Raw genomic sequence first — 19,707 nt, 5'->3', positions numbered from 1 at the left:
CCATGTTCACCTCAAAGGCTTTAGCCATTATCAATCACTGGTTACACCCGCATCACGCTGATGAAAAAATCCTATTACCAATCAATCTTCCAGAAGCTGATCAGCCTATACAACCAGGTTCAGGTTGCGCTGGGTATCAGGTAGGCACAGGAACAATCCTGCATCAGCAACAACAGCTTGTGGAACAGGTAAACGAGCAGCTGAATTTGCCAGCAGGCCTTCAGCGCTTGTTTGACCAGACACTGGATAATCTCACCCACTGGCTCCATCTCTTACCTGCTCACCCTCAGCACCACTGTGAACCAGCAGGCGCGATCCGCCATGCTCTGGAAACGGCCTTCTGGTCCGTCACAGCCATGCAGCAGATTCACAGAGACCACGACTTGTATCCAGATCAACGCAGAGCGAGGGAACCGCTATGGCGGTTAATGGCAGGGATCGCCGGACTTTTATATGACAGTGGGAGAATGACCTCTTGTCTTGTTGTTCAAACATCATCCGCAGAGCAATCAGCAGAGCAATGGCCAGCGTTCCAGCAACCTCTTGGAAGCTGGTTGCAACAACACCGCATTAGCCATTACTCACCCCATTGGAAACAGTGTGATACCGATCCCAGGAAACCATTAGGACCAGAATATACGGCCATCAATCTGTTACTTTTGCCGCTGCTGACTCCTCAGGCATTCCGCAATGACCTGCAACCCGACAACAGTAATGGTGCTCTCTGGCAGACTTTTATCGGTGCGCTTACCGGACAAAAAAGCGGCCATGGCGTATCGCAAATCATCGATGCCGTTGAGCTGGCACGTCTGAAAAGCATCAAATTGCATTTCGAAAATGGGGAGGCGCTTAACCAGATCACAAAACCGTCCAAAACTGAGGATCAGCCAACAGAGGAAAAGGATAATGAACTCGGTTGGCTTGAGCTGGTTATAGGTAACCTCCACGCAGAGGATATCAAATGGGCGAAAGACAGCCTTCTGCTGCCTTGGCCTAATGCGGTCAAATCCAGGGAAACTCCAGAACCAGATATCCTGCTCAAACAATGGAACCAGAGAGGTTGGATCAGACCTGTTGGGAATCAGATTATTTTTCGACGTAATGGCCGACTGGTCATTGCTCTGCAACCTGTCATTTCCGAACAGTGCAAACAATGGTTGCCAACAAAAAACATCACGGGGACACAGCATGATCAGTGATCGCCCATATCTGCAAAACTGGCGACCCATTTATGAGTTGAGTTCTTCTGCCGTATGGTTCTCCGCCATGATTACAGCCTATACCTTGTCGTTTTTCAGTTCACTGCCACTGATTGGTTTTGTCCTGACCTCTGCTTCCTGCGGAGTCATGATGTTCATTCGGCTGAGACAGGCTTTGCCAAGATGGCAACAGCATCGGCGGCTTAAGGGGAAAAAGCTGGCTCTGTTAAAACTAACGGAAAAAAAATGCCATTCATTGCAAACAAAGAATCAGGAGCAAGGCGTCTGGTTAGGCTGGGGCTTTGAATGGCAACGACACCACGGGCAAAGAGCCTGGGACCTATTACGAAGTGATAACCTGCCAACCAAATCAGAAAAAAACATGGGAGCAGGCTGGATTCACGGTATGGAAGAACATGAGGAGCCGTTATATCAGCCTCTTGAACAGACTCAGATGCATACCATGGTGATCGGTGTCCCGGGCAGCGGTAAAACCCGACTCTTTGATTTGTTGGTGACACAAGCCGTATTACGCAATGAGCCCGTTATTATCGTCGACCCAAAAGGCGACCATGATCTTGCTAGCCATACCCTCAGAAGTTGCGAGCTGTCAGGCAATCAATATCGGTTTATGAAGTTCCATCCGGGCTTTCCTGCAAATTCCATTCGTATCAACCTGCTACAGAATTTCAACCGTTCCAGCGAGCTGGCTAGCCGGATTTCTGGATTGATGCCTTCCGGTGGTGATAATGCGCCCTTTCAGGCTTTTGCCCAATTAGAAGAAACCGGAGACTTGTTTCCGCTGCAACTGCTTGGTGAGCTGCCCAATCTGGAATACGTTGCACGATTGGGCGGCGGACGTTTATTGAAAGGCAGAATCCCGATTCTTTGCTCGCCAAAATCCTGAACATCCGATTCCATCTTTCTTATGACAACATCTCAAAAACAAGCCAGTCCATTCGCAATCTGGTGTTTCGGGCTTGGCCTGATATTGCTCTGGCTTGCTTTTTCTGGCCAAAAGATGAACCAGTATCTGTACAAAGAGCAGCAACAATATGCCCAGAGGCTGGGGCGAGAGAATGCTCTATGGATTATGCGAACAGGCGACCAATTATATGCGACAACCATTGTAAAATCCGGCATTCAGCACTTTCTTATGGAACACACGACTACAGATCGAAGCTCGGGTGAAGGGTTGGCAAAGGCCATGGAGCTCTTTCAGGGTGTGGTTAAGAACTTCCTTAGTCTGATACGACAGCTGTTTTATCGGATCTCCGTATTGCTGGCCTGCCTGCCATTCTGGGGCGTGATGTTTATTGCAGTCATTATCGACGGCCTTTTGATCCGAAAAATCCGTTATCACGATTTTCACTATACCAGTCCATTGCAAAACCTCTGGAGCCGACGGGCATCAAAATGGATTCCAGGTTTATTTCTTTATCTAATCATCATCCCTTTGCCGGTTCCAGTATTGCTGATTCCTGCCGCCGCCTGGCTGGCTGCACTATGTCTGGGATGGTGGACAGCCAACTGGCAGAAGAAAGTCTGATGCCCTTTGTTTTGCTATTAGTCGGAATATGTTCAGCGACTGTTTCAGCTGAACAACAATGGTTTAGCCGCCACTCTGAAGGCTGGTTCTGGTATGAGCAGATTGCCGAGCCAGAAACCGACGAAAATGAAGCCAACGATCCAAACGAAAGACACCAGCCACTCACAACCGCATGGATCAGAAATAACATCGGTCTATACCTGGACAAAGCCATCGACCTTCCGAGCAAAGAAAACGTGAGTAACTACCTCTATCTCGACAGGCTGATAAAAGAAAAAGCAGAACGGTTTGCCTATGTTGGTAAACAAATCATCGAAAGCGACCCCATGCTGGATGAAAATGTCCGTCGACCAATCTCTCCGGCAGCGGCAAAAATCAAAGATGATATGGCTCATAAGGCCAGGGAAATTATTTTGAGAAAAGTTGCCCGGATAGCCGGCCTGGTTTTCTACTACCAGGGCAGCTGCAGACTCTGCCATATTCAGGCCAGGACAGTGCAGCTCCTGAGCATGGAATACGACTTTGAACTGATCACCATCTCTACCGATGGACAGTTGATACCAGCATTCCCAAACAGTCGAATAGAAAGGTCGCCACCTGCATCTCTGAACATTGCCACATACCCTGCCCTGTTTCTTATGCAGCCTCCCGACAACATCGTTCTTATACGACAAGGCTCCACATCTTTGACTGCCCTGACGGAACGTATTGTTGATGTTGCCTATCAACAAGGCTGGATCAATAAAAGCGAGTACCAGAAAACCAGAATCACCAATGAAGTCTGGAGTGACAGTTTGCTACCTGAAAATATAAACCTGTTCAATAAAGGTGAACTCAATGAACCACCATACCGTTAAAGAACTCTCACCTGCCGTCCTGAATACAGCACAAGCAACAAAGTACATCGGCCTGTCAAAATCTGAATTGGATAAAGCAAGGATTTCGGGAGAACTTTGCGGGGAAGCTCCCCCAAAATTTTTCAGGGTGGGCAAAAAATTAGTCAGGTATCGGGTAGAAGATCTGGACAACTGGTTGAACAATCAAAAAAGCTATGAAAGTCTGGCTCAGCAATATTCTGACAATGTGTAATGCATCCGACCTATTGACGACCCATCGCAAGGATAAAAAAGGCTCAAAATCTGGAGCCTTTACTCTATCTGGCGCTCCCTGGAGGATTCGAACCTCCGACCTGCCCCTTAGGAGCACCTTATAACCAGTCGCTATAAATATTATAGCGTCCCATTATTAGCTTGAAAGCATTGATATTACTGAGCTATCGCCTATTATAGTGTCTCAGTGCATCTCATAAAGTACCACCAAAGCGCAAGAGAAACCTACACCCATACCTACACCTCTTTTGGGTGAAAAAGTGATATAACAATGAGTAATATAACTGACATGGAAGCCCGAAGCCTGAAGGACGGGCAGACAATTACAGAGAAGCTTGGCCGTAATCGTGGCACTTTTCTCATACGTCGTCGAGGGCAGAGTTATATTGCTTTCTATCGCTACTTTTCTGGAAAAACCAAGCGGGAGATCTCTCTTGGCTCCTATCGCTATTCAACATCAGCGGCTGGTTTCTCTCTCAAAGAGATACGGGAGAGAGCCGTCAACCTGGCCAACATTCGTCAGGCGATATCACCTGCAGACCTTAAATCCCACCTTGAGAAACAAGCTGAAGAACAACAGCAACAAGCACAGGTAGAGGCGCAGAAAGGCTCTTTCGCTGACCTTCTTGATGCTTACGTAGATGATTTACGAAAACGGGGCAAAGACAAAGAGCGGGAATACAGCCGTATTGTCCAGAAAGATATTAAAGATCCCTATCCAAACCTTGCCGGGAAAAAAGCCAAGGATGTTACAGCAGACGACATTGTGACCATCCTGGCCAAAGTCCATAACCGAGGCTCAGAAAATCAAGCCAACTGTGTCAGGGCCATGCTGCATGCAGCCTTCTCTTTTGGATCAAAGAGCGACTATGACCATACCCGGGTCGGAGAGAAGCGGTTCTACCTCACTCACAACCCGGTAGCTATGACCAAGAAAAATACCCAGGTAGAAAAGAGCCGAGTTCGGGTATTAAATAACCGGGAAATCCACCAGCTCTGGCATAACATCAAAGATGCACCTGAAGTGGGTATTGTCATCAGCCTGTGTATTCAATTCCTGATTGCAACCGGTGGCCAACGCCCCAGCCAGTTACTCAGGGCAAAGTGGGTAGACTACGACTTTGAAAGAAACTGCGTATCCTTTGAAAACAAAAAACGGAAAGGTGAAGCACTGATTCACACCATACCTCTGACTCCCCGTGCCCTTGATATCATCGCCGAAGTCAGAGAGTACACATCCCACCTGCCTTGGCCTTTTGCATTTCAAGAAGCAGCCCCTGTCAGAACCGATAGCCTGTCAACGGCACTTGACCGCTGGCATCGCTACCGGACCAGGCTATGTGAACAGAGTGGAGATTTACTGACCGCAAGATACACACCGAGTTGCCTGAGGGATACAGCCAAGTCCCTGATGATAGATGCAGGCATTAACCGAGAAGTACGCAACCTGATCCAGAGCCACCAACTGACTGGAGTCGACTATGAACATTACGATCGTCACGAACACCTGTCAGAAAAACGTGAGGGAATGGAGCGTTATGATGGGCTTCTATCCAACATTCTCACAACTCCAAAGCCCCCAAGATACTAAAGGCCAAATTTGCTCTGCAAATAGGCTAAAACTTTTGAAGATCGCCACTTATAGGCAATAGACCAACAATCTTCACTCTTACCATCAATCACGACAGCTTGATAAATATTGCCTTTGTTTTGGTTTGACTCAGCCATCATCCTAAAAGCGTCAACGGCATCAATCTCAGCAGCGAGCATAAAGGGCGTATACCCTTTCACTGGAGACATTTGGGACGCATTTGGGTTTGCTCCGTTTTCCAATAAAATAGAAACTATCTGAAGCAATTTTGCCCTATTTAACCTATCGATAAGCTTTTTATAACCCGAGACCAGAAGCGCATTGAGAAGATTTCTTTCCCAAGTCCCGTCAGCTTCAAGCAATGAGTTTTTAAAATCAGCTACGTCTCTGTGGTCAACTCCTGAAGCCCCAGCTGCATGCCTGCGAATAGACTCCAAAGTGGCCGAATGATTTTCAAATAGTCGTTTTATATCGAGACCAATACAGTACTCAGGCCTCTCCAGCATAGAAAAATACGTCATACATTGATAAAGAGGTGTCTGCAACACCGTTTGAGCCCTCATATCAGGCTCCGCCCCCATCAAAATAACCTGCCGAACTATGTCAGGATCAGAAGTTTCAACCGCACAGCTTAAAGGTGTCATGCGCTTCTTATCCGTTCTTGCATTAATGGTACTTTTATCGTGCTTTACATCTTTGAGCAATTCATAACAGCTCCTATCACCCGTTTCATTGATTTCAGCGATTGCAGACAGAATAGGTGAATCATTTGAGTCAGAAAGAATATCAGGAGAGGCCCCTTTATTGATCAGTTCCTTAACATATTCTGGTTTATTAATCTCAACAAACCAGTTCAACTGAGACATCTTTTTCTTCCAGGTAGCACCCACTTTTATCTTACGATCAACAGTTTTCAAATAAGGTGTTAGTTCCAGCTCCTCTTGCCCAACAATAAGTGGTCCCAATCGAACATTTGATTCTTCCTCTGAATTATCCTCAGAAAAGTGTGCTGTCTTTGGAAATATCTGTTGGTATTGGTCTGCCCATTGCTGCATCTCCCAATCCTCAACCACACAATTTTTTACCTTATTAAAAGAGTCAGCATCGACCAGCAATTGAAACAAATTAAAAGAAATTGCCTGCTGTTTAAGCTTTTTTAGTAAAGCTTTTTTACCACCAAGTTTGGCTGCAGCCACCAGTGCTTCTTTAATTATTGCTACCTGATTCTCACCAGCACAGTAAATAGACTTGTGAAACGCTTGTTTATAATGCTCTACAGCTGAACACAGATCCCCTGTGAACAAATACCATCTTGCATAATGCCAATCGAACCAGTAACTCGTAATAGATCCAGGGTCAAAATGATTGAGGATGCTTTCAAATTCTTCCAACTTACGTAAAGCAATCTCCTTATCGCCTGCCTGTCGTTTAACAGTCAACGATAAGAGTGCTGCCAACTCAACACCAGCCACTGCCAATGGCCTTAAGTGAAGAACCTTCTGACAATGCTCATCCTTTATCAATCGGACATAATTTAGATTTGTTCGTCCAGCCCACAAATATTCCCTGAGAATTTCAAGCAAATTAATCTCTTTCAATGCTTTAGAAAACCAAACGATACTCCTGGCTATTAACATCCAAACTATGAAACTTTCTAATAACACCTTCTGGTTAGCGCTTGTGACCAATTTGCCAATACGACAAATACTTCCAAGCAACGGCAGCTCATCTCCAGACTTCCATTTTCTTATCTGATCCTTGTCTCGTTTATCAAGCTTTTGAATACGCGCTGACACTTCATCATCACATTGCTCAAGCCACTCAAAAATCATCTCTATAGGCCTTGCACCGGATGCAACCAAAAAATGAGGCCTTGGCCCAGTCCATTGTTCATAGAGCTTTACCAGAAAACAAGCCCCTTTCCATGCAAAGAAATGTTTGGTCAAAATTGGTAATGCCTGATCTCTGGAAATACCATCCAAACCGACTTCAAGCACCAGAGCAACATATTCGTTAAGGAAGCAATTTACCTCTTCTGCGATCATGATCCCAAATCCGGGTGTAACCTTAGCTCCCAACACATTCTTAAAATTATTATCTATAAATCTGTCTTTCAGCCCTGCATCATACTCGCCTTCACGAGCAAACTTATCCAGCGCCCTTTCGGATGCTTTCGCATCCAGCGATACAGCCAGTCCCCTGAGAACCTCCCCCAGGTTTGGGTATGGGCTTTTAAAATTGAATTCTTTATCTTTACTTCCCACTGCAAATAACCTGCCTCTATAGTCAACTCAAACCACGAATACGACTTCTGAAATTGAAATAAGCTCTCACATCACTGGGGGTGCCCGGCACAGCGAGTTTTTTACCTGCTGGTGAAATCACTTTGCCGTGTTTTTTACCACCTTGGTAAATCCAACCGAGCTCCAATAGATCCATAACCAGCTTTTCTATTCTTCTGTCTTTACTGATATGCTTCATACCTTCATCCCTGATGGTGAGCGTCCCTGCCCACGCTACATCAAACGACTACGCCTATTTTTTATCTGCGCCGGAGTTCCTTGTTGCTGCCCGCTGAGCTCTGGACGAGAAACTATCTTTCGATACCCCACCACCATTAGCCTTAGCCTCACTGCTCTGAATTCTTGCAGCAGCTTCAGAAGTCATCGGTGTCTTTTGCTTTGAGTTAGCCATTGTAAAACCTCTATCAGTTCAAATAAAAATTGCTCAAAGGAGCAGGAATCACTCTACTCAAGAAGTCACATACTGTCGGCAAGGCAAATGGTCCAAAAACTTTCAAAAATGCAACGCCCAACATTGAGCCCACAGCACGTAGGGCTTCAGGCAGATTACCTCAAAGGTTTTCCAACTCTGGAAACATGATCAAAGCTGAAAACATGCTCAACCGGGTTTTCATCACACCGGCCCACGAGCCTTCCAGGAAAATGAAAACCACCTCGAGCCACCCGAACCGTCCCATTGCATACAGGGCAGTCACCGCTATAAGAGCTATCCGGCGATGGCTATAAATCCCATCCTGATCCTTCTCCCGACGATATTCCAATAGCCAGTACTCACGACATGTCAGAGTCATCCAGTCCGGGGCCATAGCCACTCGTTTATCAAACATCCGATAAAGAAAGCCAAAGTAGCGGCTGAACAAGGCAATAGCACAAAAAATAATCGTCCTGCAAAACAGAAACAAGGGAAAAAAAGCCAGCCAGATGGACCTGCAAATGATCCGCTGGTACAAACAGGACATGCTGGACCTGTTCTGGGAGTGGCAGCAGTGGAAACTGGAGGCGATCCACATCCAGAGGCTGGAGCAGGAGGCGGAAGGGTTACACCTAATGATGGAGGAGGAAAGAGAAAGGCGGCGGAAAAGGGACAGAGAAAATGGCTGAACAGGGAAGAGTATGTTGCCAAACAACTCAAAGAAAAAGGGATAGAACTCCCTAAGCCACAGCCAAAAACGAAAAAAGACTGGCTCAAAGAGTTACCTAATGGATGGGTGATCCCAGCAAAGGCCAAACAACCATGGTATAAAACCGAGCAGTCAGCAAACACCGCCAGAAAGATTAAAGAAAAACAAGGTCAACTTTTTGAGGTTGATACCTTTGGTGAGGGGTATGCATTGGTTCCTGTTGCAGCCAAAGAAGAAACGGGTAAACTTAAACTAGCACCCAACGGTAAACCATGGATTACCTATAAAGGTGCCCAGTCCCAGGCGGATATTTATAACCGCAGCGATAAATACCCTAATTACCGAGCAGTCGAACTTAATAACAATAAGGGCTTTGCTCTCAGGGAGGTAACCCACCTTGTCGAAGGAAAAGAACCCCAAACCACCAACGTTTCATCTAAGCCTAAGAGCGATGGCGGCGTGGCGGGCGGACAGCCTGAGAAAAGAAATAGTGGGCGAGGAACCTCTGCCGCCGGACGTGTTTCTGAAGCTGTGGCGGGAGAAGCTGAAAAAGAAAGCGGAGGAAAGCAGCAGAGGGATGGACGACCTTCGGCAACTTCTCTCCAACGTAGATTCGCCCAAGCAGGAATAGCAATTCCAGAAATCAGTGATGCTCAGCTTGCGGCAATGGAGTCTGCACGAGGTAAAGACTCTGACTTAGGCTGGCGCGTTGACTCGATTTATGAGCGGGCAGAAGCAATAGCTGATGAGACAGGGTTTTCCCAGCGTATGGCCCTGCGTTATGCCTTGGAAGCTCAGCTAAACGAAGGAACAAATAAGGATATTGAGAGCGAAGAATCCACCCGAGAGGAAGAAATAGAACAGTACCTCACAGAGCAACGCCAGCAAGAACTTCAGGCCGACGAACAACTCAGCGACGATACTAACCAGTTTTACGACGATGTATCTGCCAGCTTTGTTGACCAGCTAACGCTCGACCAGAACGAGCAAAAACAAGACCTTGACGGGTATGAGAAGGTTTTACCTTTTATCAACAGTGCCTCCAAGTTCAGGGCCTCTGCTTATGAAAAAATCCAGCAGCTTTATCTCAAGTGGGCATCCGCCTCGCACCCTACTTTTGAATTCCACTTAACCCCCAAGGATGACCCTAAGCTCGGAGCATTCAAGGAACTGCCCGCCAAACGGGACCGCGACGGTCGTATTATCCGCAAAGCAAAAAAACTGCCGTTTATGGGGGTTACCGGAACCAAACGTTTTTTTGATTCTACGGATCAGGCCCAACAATGCGCCGAAAAACCAACCACAACTGCCAAGACAGGCGATTCACTAGAAAATAAACTTTGCGTTCAACTGGACAAGCTCAAGGGAAAAAATCAATAGACCACTACTCCCACCAAAGACATACGACACCCAGATAATTTGAGATTATTTCCGTGTTCCGTGCAGCTTAAATACTGGCTAACCCTTTCTAATTGTGGCCTTTTCAAGCATTGGCTACCATTCAAAACAGTGAGCAAAAGCTGATCGATGCAAATGAATTATGACAAAGGTCGGTTACCATACTCGTTGTCCGGCTGGTAGTCCTGTAATAGAAAAACCAGCATCACAATCCAACCAATCACTGGAATTAAATAGATCAACTGCCACCAACCTGAACGATCTGTGTCTTGAAGCCTGCGAGCGGTAATGGCAATGCCGGGAACCAGTACAGTCAAACAATACAAAGCAGAAAACAGCCCGGCCCCACCAAAGGCGTCCAATCCCCCTGCTACCAGATAGAACAACAAATAGAACAAGTAATACATCCAGTAGGCATTTCTGGAGGCTCTACCATTAAATTCTGCGTACTTACGGAATGCGTCGATAAAATATTCCATCATCTTTCTCACTATGGACAGGAATATGTACGAAATTTTATCAAAAAAATGTCGTTCAAAATGATCGCCCGTCAAAGGCATATACATATTTTCATACAGGTAATTTTATCTACGATTCCAATGTCGTAAGATGACACGTTAGAATCATCCCTACCAGTCAGAAACAACGATAAGACCAATTCGCCTCAATGGGCTGCGGGCAATCAGGAAGACAGTGATATGGCAGCAAAACCAGGTGCTCAACCTTCAAACTTCCAGTTTCTGGCAGAGCATGACTCGCTTTTTCTGGAGCTGGCAACAGCAGCCGAGCGCTCTTTCTCAAGCGATCCCAACACCACTTTGATCAAACTTCGCCAGCTGGGTGAAGCCCTGGCTCAGCATATTGCCTCACTTTGTGGTATCACATCAGAGGAGCCCCTGAGCCAGAATGACCTGCTCTACCGCCTTAACAGGGAGCTTAGTCTTGCCCCGAAAGTACGGGAGATGTTTCATATCCTCCGGAAGGAAGGGAACAAAGCAACGCATCAGTTCCAGACCAGTCACCGGGAAGCGATCAGTGGCTTACGGGTGGCCCGTGAGCTGGCAATCTGGTTTCATCGTTCCCTGACAAAAAACGCCCGCTTTAATCCAGGCCCGTTCCTTCCTCCGCCTGATCCCAGTCGACAACTGCGTGAACTGCATGAACAGATTGAGAAGCTGAAAGCTGATCTCAGTGCTGCAAACGTTGAGCTGGAATCCAGCCAGCAATACAAAGAACTGGATCTGAAAGAAAAGGAAGAATATAAGGCTCTTGCCTTTGAGATGGACAAAGAAGCCCGGCAGCTTCAGGAGCAGGTCAAACAACACGACCAGGCTCTGGAAGATTTGCGTAAATCTTACGAAGCAAAACTGGCCGAGGCTGACGCCAGAGTCAAAGCGTTAACTGAGAAGGAACAGGCTGACGAACGGCAAACTATTGCCTTCCAGACAGCCACCGCTGGTCAGCAGGTCAATCTTGATGAAGAAATGACCCGAATCCTCATAGATAACATGCTTACCGAAGCCGGTTGGAAGACTGATACACAGGAACTGACCTGGCAGAAAGGTGCACGGCCCGAACACAATCAGTTCAAGGCCATCGCCGAGTGGCCAACAGTAAAAGAGAATGGCAAAAGAGGTTGGGCTGATTACGTTTTATTCCATGGTTTGACGCCCATTGCCGTGGTGGAAGCCAAACGTGAGAACGTCAATGTCTCCGGTAAAATACCTCAGGCAGAAGGCTACAGTCGTGGTTTACAAATCGAACCTCCCCTGAAAGCAGCCTTTGAACTGGCGGGTCGCAGTGAACCCTGGTCCGATGGTATGGGCGGACAGTTCATTGTGCCATTCGTATACTCCTGCAATGGTCGCCCCTATGTCCCCCAAGTAAAGGAACAATCTGGCATCTGGTTTCGTGATGTTCGTATGCCAAGCAATATCAAGCGTGCACTGCCTCAGTTCCACACGCCACAAGGGTTAAAGGATCTTCTGGATCGAAGCCGTGAAACCGCAGAAAAAGCACTGCAAAATGAAAGCTACGATTACCTGAACCTGCGGGATTACCAGCAAAGGGCCATTGAAGCGGTTGAGTACACCTTGTCGAAAGACATTCGTACCGCACTACTGGCCATGGCCACCGGAACGGGTAAAACCCGCACGGTTCTTGGCCTTATGTACCGCTTCCTCAAAACAGAGCGTTTCAAGCGCATTCTCTTCCTGGTAGACAGAACCGCCCTTGGCAAGCAGGCCAACGATACCTTTATGGAAGCCAAGCTGGAGCAGAACCAGTCGCTTACCCAGATCTACGACGTGCTGGCGATGAAGAACGTACAGGTTGAACCGGAAACCCGCGTCCAGACCGCCACCGTACAGGCCATGGTGCAGCGAATCTTTGCCTCCGACAATCCGCCGCCAATAGATCAGTACGATTGCATCATTATTGATGAAGCACACAGGGGTTATACCCTCGACCAGGAAATGACCGAAGGGGAGATGACCACGCGAGATGCAGCCCAGTACCTATCCAGTTACCGACGAGTGCTGGACTACTTCGATGCTGTCAAAATCGGTCTGACGGCGACCCCGGCAGCCCATACCAAAGATATTTTCGGCCCACCCGTCTACACGTACTCTTACAGGGAGGCGGTCGCCGACGATTGGCTGATTGATTACGAGCCACCCATTCGCTACATCACCCAACTGGCACAGAAAGGCATCCGCTTTGAAGAGGGCGAAACCATCTCTGTGATCAATACCCAGACTGGCGAAGTGGAGCAGGAAGACCTGAAAGATGAGCTGAATTTCGAGATCGAAGCCTTCAACCGGCGGGTCATTAACCAGAACTTTAACAGGGTAATCTGCGATGAACTGGTAAAAGAGCTGGATCCCCTGGGAGAAGAGAAGACCATGATCTTCTGTGCCACGGACAGACATGCCGATATGGTCAAAAGGCTGCTTGACGAGGCCTTTGAAAGAGAGTTGGGCACTACCTACAACGAAGCTGCCGTGAAAAAAATCACGGGTGAAAGCAACAATCCGACAGAGTTGATCAAACAGTTCAAAAATGAGCGCTACCCGAATATCGCTATCACTGTCGATCTGCTAACCACTGGCATTGATGTGCCGAAAATATGTAACCTGGTATTTATGCGTCGGGTGAAGTCTCGCATACTGTTTGAACAGATGATTGGCCGTGCTACCCGTCGCTGCGACGAGATTGGTAAAACCGTCTTCCGCATCTATGATCCCGTAGATATCTTTGCAGCCTTTGATCGGGAAAATAAAAATGCCAACAGCATGAAGCCGCTGGTGAAGGAACCCAACATCACGATTGAGCAACTGGTTGAGGAACTCACTGATCCCGCCAGACTGGAACAATCACTTAATATCTCCGGCGATACTGAACAGGAAACACAGGCAGACTCCAATCTCAGTCAGCTCAGTCAAAAACTGATGCGTGTGCTGCGCAAGGCGGAACATAAATCTGAGTACAACCAATCACTCAAAGAGAAACTCCAACAACTGGAAGAACTCTGGGGCGTAGAACCGAAAAAACTACACACCCATCTGCATCAGCTGGGCCCAAAACAGGCAGCAGAATTTATCCGCAAACATACTGGTCTGATTAACCAGATTAATGATGTAAAGGCACTGTCAGGCAGCGACTATCGACCTGTGATCTCTGAACATCAGGATGAAGTCCGCGAGCGGATGCAAAGCTACGGCACCCGCCAGCGCCCGGAAGACTACATAGACAGCTTCAACGACTTTATCATCAATCAGCTGAATGAATCCGCTGCCCTGAGTGTGGTGGTCAACCGGCCAAAAGACCTTACCCGTGAACAGCTTAAAGAGGTGAAAATGCTGCTGGACGCTGCCGGTTATAACGAAGCGGGCCTGCAGGCCGCCGTGCGTGAGCAGAGCCACAGGGACATTGCGGCCAGCATCATCGGTCATATTCGCCGTGCCGCCCTGGGTGAAGCTTTAATGCCCTTTGAGCAGCGAGTCGCCCTGGCAATGGATCGCATCTATACCAGCCACAAATGGAACACCAACCAGCGCAAATGGCTGGAGCGGCTGGCCAAGCAGCTGGTCTTTGAAGTGGTGGTAGACCGACAGTTTATCAATGAACGTTTTGCCCAGCAGGGTGGGGTCAAACAGTTCAATAAAGTACTGGATGACCAGCTCGATAATGTGTTGGACCTGTTGGGTGAGAGTCTATGGGAGCCAGCACAGGCAGCAAATAGTTGACACTTTAAGCAGGCAACAACCACTGCAAAGAGGTAAACTTAGCCACCCTGTTTCACAGCTCTCACTCAACGAGAGCTGTTTTGCTTTAACGATAGAGAAGTTAGATGACCAGCGATAATATCGTCCAGAAGCTCTGGAACCTCTGTGATGTCCTGCGGGATGATGGCATTAATTACTCGGACTACGTCACCGAGCTGGTTCTGCTGCTGTTTATCAAGATGGTCCATGAGAATACCGAAGCCGGTACGCTGGAACGCCACCCATTGCCAATAGGTTGCCGCTGGACCGATCTGAACAATAAATCCGGCATCAATCTGATGAACGACTACCGTCAGATTCTGCTGACCCTCTCTACCGGTAAGCGCACGGTAGCCGATGCCAATGATCCTGGCAAAACCACCGAGATTCGGGTTCATCATGACCCTTTAATTACCGCCATTTATGCCGATGCCCAGACTCGTCTGCGAGAGCCTCGCCACCTGGAGCAGTTAATTAAATCCCTTGATCGGATCAACTGGTTTGATGCCCAAAAAGACGGTCTCGGTAATCTCTATGAAGGTTTGTTACAGAAAAACGCCAATGAAACCAAATCTGGTGCGGGCCAGTACTTTACCCCTCGCCCGTTGATCGACTCTATGGTGCGTTGCATCAAACCTCAGTCCGGTGAACTGGTTCAGGACCCGGCAGCAGGCACCGCTGGCTTTTTGATTGCCGCTGACCGTTACATCAAGGAACAGACCGACGATCTGTTTGACCTTACGCCAGCCCAACAGCGCTTCCAGAAAAATGATGCCTTTGTCGGTATCGAACTGGTGCCCTCCACCCGTCGACTGGCACTGATGAATTGTCTTTTGCACGGCATGGAAGGGGATGACGACGGTGTCGTACATCTGGGCAACGCCCTTGGTCAGGTAGGTACGGAAGTTAGCGCGGCGGATATTATTCTTGCCAATCCACCCTTTGGTACCAGCAAAGGCGGCGAAGCTTCCATTACCCGCACCGACCTCACCTACCCGACCAGCAATAAACAACTGGCTTTCCTGCAGCATATTTATCGCAACCTAAAACCCGGTGGCCGTGCGGCTGTAGTGTTGCCAGATAACGTGCTGTTTGAAGCAGGCGTGGGTACAGAGATTCGCCGTGATTTGATGAACAAATGTAACCTGCACACCATCCTACGACTACCGACGGGTATTTTTTACGCTCAGGGCGTAAAGACCAATGTGCTGTTCTTTACCAAAGGCAGTACTGCTGATCCACGAGCCACTGAGAACTGCACCGAGAATGTCTGGGTTTACGATCTGCGGACCAATATGCCCAGCTTTGGCAAGCGAACTCCCTTTGGCTCAACACATTTGGCACCGTTTGAAAAGGTTTACGGTGACAATCCCGATGGCAGCAGCCCGCGTACCGAAGGCGATTACAGTTTCAATGCTGATAAGATCGACCAGGTGGCGACAACGGGTGAAAACGATGGGGTTAGCGATAAGCTGGCCCATAGCCGCTGGCGTAGTTTTTCTCGTCAGTGGGTTAGTGAGCATAAATCCGACTCTCTTGATATCAGTTGGCTGAAAGATGCGGATAGTATTGATGCTGCCAATTTGCCGGAACCGGGTGTGCTTGCGGGTGAAGCGATGAGTGAACTGGTGCAGGCATTAGGAGAGTTGGATAGCCTGATGCGGGAGTTGGGTGAAGGTGATGTGGCGGATGGGCAGAAGGCGTTGTTGGCGGAAGTTATGAGTGGTATTAACCAATGAGTTCTTCAATGCTCCCCGATGGTTGGATAGCCTGTGAGTTATCTGATTTAGGTAATGTTGTTACTGGAAAAACACCTAGTACCAAGGTGAAGGATAACTTTGGTGGCAATATTCCATTCATCAAACCTGGTGACTTAGATCATGGCGGCGTCATAAAACAAACTGCGAACACCTTAAGTGAAGCGGGCCTACAGTCTGTTCCAGCAATACCCGCAAACTCTATACCTGTTACTTGTATTGGTAATCTAGGTAAGGTTGGTATCACAACTCAATTATCAGCCACTAACCAGCAAATAAATACCTTAATTCCACATGCGGATTTGAATACAAAATATCTGTATTACCAAGCATGCACCATAAAGCCGTGGTTGGAATCTGAATCATCTGCTACAACGGTAGCGATCATCAATAAAGGGCGTTTTTCAAAAGCTCCAATCAGCCTGGCTCCATTAACCGAACAAAAAATCATCGCCCAAAAACTCGATACCCTGCTGGCACAGATAGAAAGCACCAAAGCCCGCCTTGAACGCACCCGCGAAACCCTGAAGCGTTTCCGGCAATCGGTACTAATTGCGGCGGTGAGTGGGAAGTTGACAAAAGCATGGCGAAGTAATCATCCCGAATTCACTACCGAAAAAATGCTCACCAATCATGTGCCACTGAAGAAGCCAGCCCGCTGGAAATCCCGCTCTGAGCAATTCATCATGGGCGTTTGCGCTACTTCTGTTGGTTTACCTCAAGAAAATATTGTACCAACTTGGGAATGGGTGCCTATTGTTGACGTGGCAGCCATGGAGTCAGGTCATACACCAAGTCGTTCAAAGCCTGAGTATTGGGGCGGTGATGTTTGTTGGATAGGTATCAAAGATGCCCGCAACAATCATGCCGGTACAATCCAAAATACTGAGCAAAAAACCAACGATCTTGGGTTGGCCAATTCGGCAAGCAGACTCTTGCCGAAAAACACTGTCTGCATTAGTAGAACCGCTTCAGTGGGCTATGTTGTCAAAATGGGAAAGTCGATGGCAACAAGTCAGGATTTTGTGAATTGGGTTCCTGCTGCTGTTATAAATCCAGACTGGCTTAAATGGCTCTTTGTTGCCGAAAAGGAATCGTTGTTCAAATTTGGCAAAGGCTCAACACACACTACGATTTATTTTCCTGAATGGTTGGCTATGCACATTGCCTTGCCACCACTCGAAGAACAAACCGAAATCGTCCGCCGTGTAGAACACCTCTTCACCCACGCCAACACCATCGAAAAACAAACCGAATCAGCACTGGCAAAGGTAAACAACCTCACCCAATCCATCCTCGCCAAAGCCTTCCGTGGCGAACTCACCGCCCAATGGCGTGCCGAGAACCCGGAACTGATCAGCGGCGAAAACTCCGCCGAGGCACTACTGGCAAAAATCAAGGCAGAACGTGCTACATTGACAACAAAAAAGGGCGGCAAGCCCCGAACCCCAAAAGCTTGGAAAACCGCCGGAGCATAAACCGTCCATGAAGATCGACAAACTCTACTTAACCCATTTTCGCTGCTTTGAGCAGGCCGAGCTTGAGCTTGGCGAGCGCATGTCCTGATCATTGGCGACAATGCCAAGGGTAAAACTACGATTCTTGATGCACTCTCTGTGGCGATGGGCGGGTTTATTCTGGGCGTTCCTAATAGTTACATGGGTGAAACCAAAAAAGCATTTGACCGGAACTTACATGCAGGCGATGTACAGCGTTATTTTTTACGCAACCGCGAAAAAATCACCACGGAATTTCGGGAAAATTGCTCGGTAGAAGCCTACAGAACTGTTGGTAAGCATACCAGCCTCCACTGGCGGCGACTGTTAAAAAAGGCAGAGGGTCACACCAACAACGATCATTGCCGAAAACTCAAGGATGAAGCCAGCCGACTTTACAACACCCAGGCACAGGCTGACGATAACACCCAGTCAGAGAATCTGCCAGTCTTGATTTATTACGGTACGGGGCGACTATGGGCCGGGCAAAAGACCCAAAAGTCAAATCAGCTCAAGAGTGCCAATATCGCCTTTGGTTACTATTATGCGCTGAAACCCGATGCCCAGAATAAAACATTAATGCCCTGGCTGGAGCATGCTGATCGCATCGCTTATCAGGAGCGGACAGAAAGCAGTGGCCTGGCGGCTGTGTTGGACACGATTATCAAGATGATTCCGGGAGCCAGCAACAGCTATTACTCACCGAACTATAGTGAACTGGTCGTTGAGTTTGAAGATAAAGTTTTTCCGTACTCTGACCTGAGTGATGGTCAGCGCAATATCATTACCCTGGCGGGTGACCTGGCCATGCGATGCGCCCACCATATGGATTGTACAAATAACCCCGGCCAGGATGCCGACCAATGGAATCGAGGCGTTGAGGATATTGTTACTGAAGTAATGGGGGTTGATAATCCACGCAGTGATCTCTGCCAAAAAATGATGGAGACGGCTTAACGAACTTCATGACGAGCATAATCGGCTGGTTGACGAGTTTAAAGGCAGAATGACTGCATCAATCGTGCTAATAGTCTCAAAGAAGTCAAGATTGACTTTTATAATTTCCTGAAGTAGGAATACGCTTTGAAAACTAATAGGAAATAAATATGAGTAAAAACAACACCATTCTAATTTCATCAGCACTATTGATCATTTCAGCATGGCTTGGGTCCGGCATCCTATTGTATAAAACCCCAAATCATGCAGAACTTGGTGACATGTTTGGAGTCATTAACTCACTCTTTTCAGGGCTTGGACTTGCGGGTTTAATCTACACACTTTTACTTCAGAGAGAAAGTCTTGAGACCCAGAGAAATGAGCTGAAAAAGCAAGAGTCAGAACTCAAAAATCAAAGTGAGGAATTAGAGAAACAAAGATTCGAGAGTAGTTTTATACAAATACTTCAGATCCATAACAACCTTACCCGTTCTCTGCGAATATTCGATGAAAAAAGTGACAAATTCATCCATGGCGTTGATTGCTTCTCATATCTGTTACAAGAACTATACGCCACGAGTCCTGACTTTACAGGAGTGACCTCTGGAATTTACCCAAGAGATAAAGAATCCTTCCAAGAAGCTTATAATAAACTGAGAAATAAATATGATAATAATTTCAGCCATTACCTCCGTTCAATCTACCACTTACTTAAATTTATAGACAGTTCAAGCATTGATGAAAAAAGCAAGCCTCCATTCTATAAAATGGTCCGGGGACGACTGACCTCAGACGAACTCAGGGTTATTTTTTATAATTGCATCTACCATGAAAAAGATGACTTTAATAACCTGATCGCAAATACCGCACTCTTGAAATATATACCTAACAAAGAGTGGAGTGCCGAGTCAGAAAAGTACAACCTGAAACCAGAGTCCTTTGGCTGAAGATACGCCGAATAAGTCACTCATCGGGTTAAGAGC

General features: G+C 47.4%; 17 protein-coding genes. 12 read left to right on the top strand and 5 right to left on the bottom strand.

Annotation, left to right across the window (positions count from 1 at the left end):
• Positions 1-2 precede the first annotated feature (2 nt).
• The 6 genes from ACO6VG_RS15320 (at position 3) to ACO6VG_RS15295 (ending at position 5,448) form a co-directional block, all read left to right on the top strand.
• Positions 3-1,199 carry a TraI domain-containing protein gene (locus ACO6VG_RS15320; protein WP_422474593.1) on the top strand — a complete coding sequence of 399 codons (1,197 nt, stop codon included), beginning with the start codon at positions 3-5 and terminating at the stop codon, positions 1,197-1,199.
• Entirely contained in the window at positions 1,189-2,106 is a 918-nt protein-coding gene (locus tag ACO6VG_RS15315; RefSeq protein WP_422474591.1) for a helicase HerA domain-containing protein, read from the top strand. The genes ACO6VG_RS15320 and ACO6VG_RS15315 overlap by 11 nt, the downstream gene beginning before the upstream one ends.
• Positions 2,107-2,127: 21 nt before the next feature.
• A complete protein-coding gene (locus tag ACO6VG_RS15310; protein WP_422474589.1) occupies positions 2,128-2,748 on the top strand; it encodes a DUF4400 domain-containing protein in 621 nt (206 codons plus the stop codon).
• The gene (gene traF / locus ACO6VG_RS15305) at positions 2,706-3,605 is read left to right on the top strand and encodes a conjugal transfer protein TraF (RefSeq protein ID WP_422474587.1); all 900 of its coding nucleotides are present in this window, start codon (positions 2,706-2,708) and stop codon (positions 3,603-3,605) included. Before ACO6VG_RS15310 ends, traF begins: the two co-directional genes overlap by 43 nt.
• A complete protein-coding gene (locus ACO6VG_RS15300; RefSeq protein ID WP_422133088.1) occupies positions 3,586-3,837 on the top strand; it encodes a helix-turn-helix transcriptional regulator in 252 nt (83 codons plus the stop codon). Before traF ends, ACO6VG_RS15300 begins: the two co-directional genes overlap by 20 nt.
• Positions 3,838-4,128: 291 nt before the next feature.
• Complete coding sequence (locus tag ACO6VG_RS15295; protein ID WP_422474585.1) at positions 4,129-5,448, top strand: tyrosine-type recombinase/integrase; 1,320 nt, start codon at positions 4,129-4,131, stop codon at positions 5,446-5,448.
• On the opposite strand, the gene ACO6VG_RS15290 is transcribed toward ACO6VG_RS15295, so the two are convergent.
• The 4 genes from ACO6VG_RS15290 to ACO6VG_RS15275 form a co-directional block, all read right to left on the bottom strand.
• A complete protein-coding gene (locus tag ACO6VG_RS15290) occupies positions 5,445-7,712 on the bottom strand; it encodes a hypothetical protein (RefSeq protein ID WP_422474583.1) in 2,268 nt (755 codons plus the stop codon). The two genes, ACO6VG_RS15295 and ACO6VG_RS15290, sit on opposite strands and share 4 nt — an antisense overlap.
• A 22-nt stretch (positions 7,713-7,734) precedes the next feature.
• The gene (locus tag ACO6VG_RS15285; protein WP_422474581.1) at positions 7,735-7,929 is read right to left on the bottom strand and encodes a hypothetical protein; all 195 of its coding nucleotides are present in this window, start codon (positions 7,927-7,929) and stop codon (positions 7,735-7,737) included.
• 54 nt (positions 7,930-7,983) lie between these two features.
• On the bottom strand, positions 7,984-8,142 hold the full coding sequence (locus ACO6VG_RS15280; protein ID WP_422474579.1) for a hypothetical protein: 159 nt from the start codon (positions 8,140-8,142) through the stop codon (positions 7,984-7,986).
• A gap of 160 nt (positions 8,143-8,302) precedes the next feature.
• A complete protein-coding gene (locus ACO6VG_RS15275) occupies positions 8,303-8,710 on the bottom strand; it encodes a hypothetical protein (RefSeq protein WP_422474577.1) in 408 nt (135 codons plus the stop codon).
• A gap of 27 nt (positions 8,711-8,737) precedes the next feature.
• On the opposite strand from ACO6VG_RS15275, the gene ACO6VG_RS15270 reads away from it, so the two are divergent.
• Positions 8,738-10,252 (top strand): hypothetical protein, encoded by a 1,515-nt coding sequence (locus ACO6VG_RS15270; RefSeq protein WP_422474575.1) that lies wholly within the window; start codon positions 8,738-8,740, stop codon positions 10,250-10,252.
• Positions 10,253-10,410: 158 nt separating this feature from the next.
• Here ACO6VG_RS15270 and ACO6VG_RS15265 read toward each other — a convergent pair whose 3' ends face one another.
• Entirely contained in the window at positions 10,411-10,830 is a 420-nt protein-coding gene (locus ACO6VG_RS15265; protein WP_422474573.1) for a DUF805 domain-containing protein, read from the bottom strand.
• A gap of 138 nt (positions 10,831-10,968) precedes the next feature.
• Between ACO6VG_RS15265 and hsdR the strand changes: the two genes are divergently transcribed.
• The 5 genes from hsdR (at position 10,969) to ACO6VG_RS15240 (ending at position 19,671) form a co-directional block, all read left to right on the top strand.
• On the top strand, positions 10,969-14,517 hold the full coding sequence (hsdR, locus tag ACO6VG_RS15260) for a type I restriction-modification system endonuclease (RefSeq protein ID WP_422474571.1): 3,549 nt from the start codon (positions 10,969-10,971) through the stop codon (positions 14,515-14,517).
• A 104-nt stretch (positions 14,518-14,621) separates the two neighbouring features.
• Positions 14,622-16,274, top strand: coding sequence for an N-6 DNA methylase (locus tag ACO6VG_RS15255; protein ID WP_422474569.1), 1,653 nt, complete (start codon positions 14,622-14,624; stop codon positions 16,272-16,274).
• Entirely contained in the window at positions 16,271-17,770 is a 1,500-nt protein-coding gene (locus ACO6VG_RS15250) for a restriction endonuclease subunit S (protein WP_422474567.1), read from the top strand. The genes ACO6VG_RS15255 and ACO6VG_RS15250 overlap by 4 nt, the downstream gene beginning before the upstream one ends.
• A gap of 84 nt (positions 17,771-17,854) precedes the next feature.
• Positions 17,855-18,745: an AAA family ATPase gene (locus ACO6VG_RS15245; RefSeq protein ID WP_422476295.1), complete on the top strand. Its 891-nt coding sequence runs from the start codon at positions 17,855-17,857 to the stop codon at positions 18,743-18,745.
• Positions 18,746-18,894: 149 nt separating this feature from the next.
• Complete coding sequence (locus ACO6VG_RS15240; RefSeq protein ID WP_317142482.1) at positions 18,895-19,671, top strand: putative phage abortive infection protein; 777 nt, start codon at positions 18,895-18,897, stop codon at positions 19,669-19,671.
• Positions 19,672-19,707: the final 36 nt, after the last annotated feature.

It is taken from the genome of Endozoicomonas sp. ALB032, assembly GCF_049310125.1.
Lineage (GTDB): Bacteria > Pseudomonadota > Gammaproteobacteria > Pseudomonadales > Endozoicomonadaceae > Endozoicomonas_A.
This window is presented reverse-complemented; position numbering and strand designations above follow the sequence as displayed.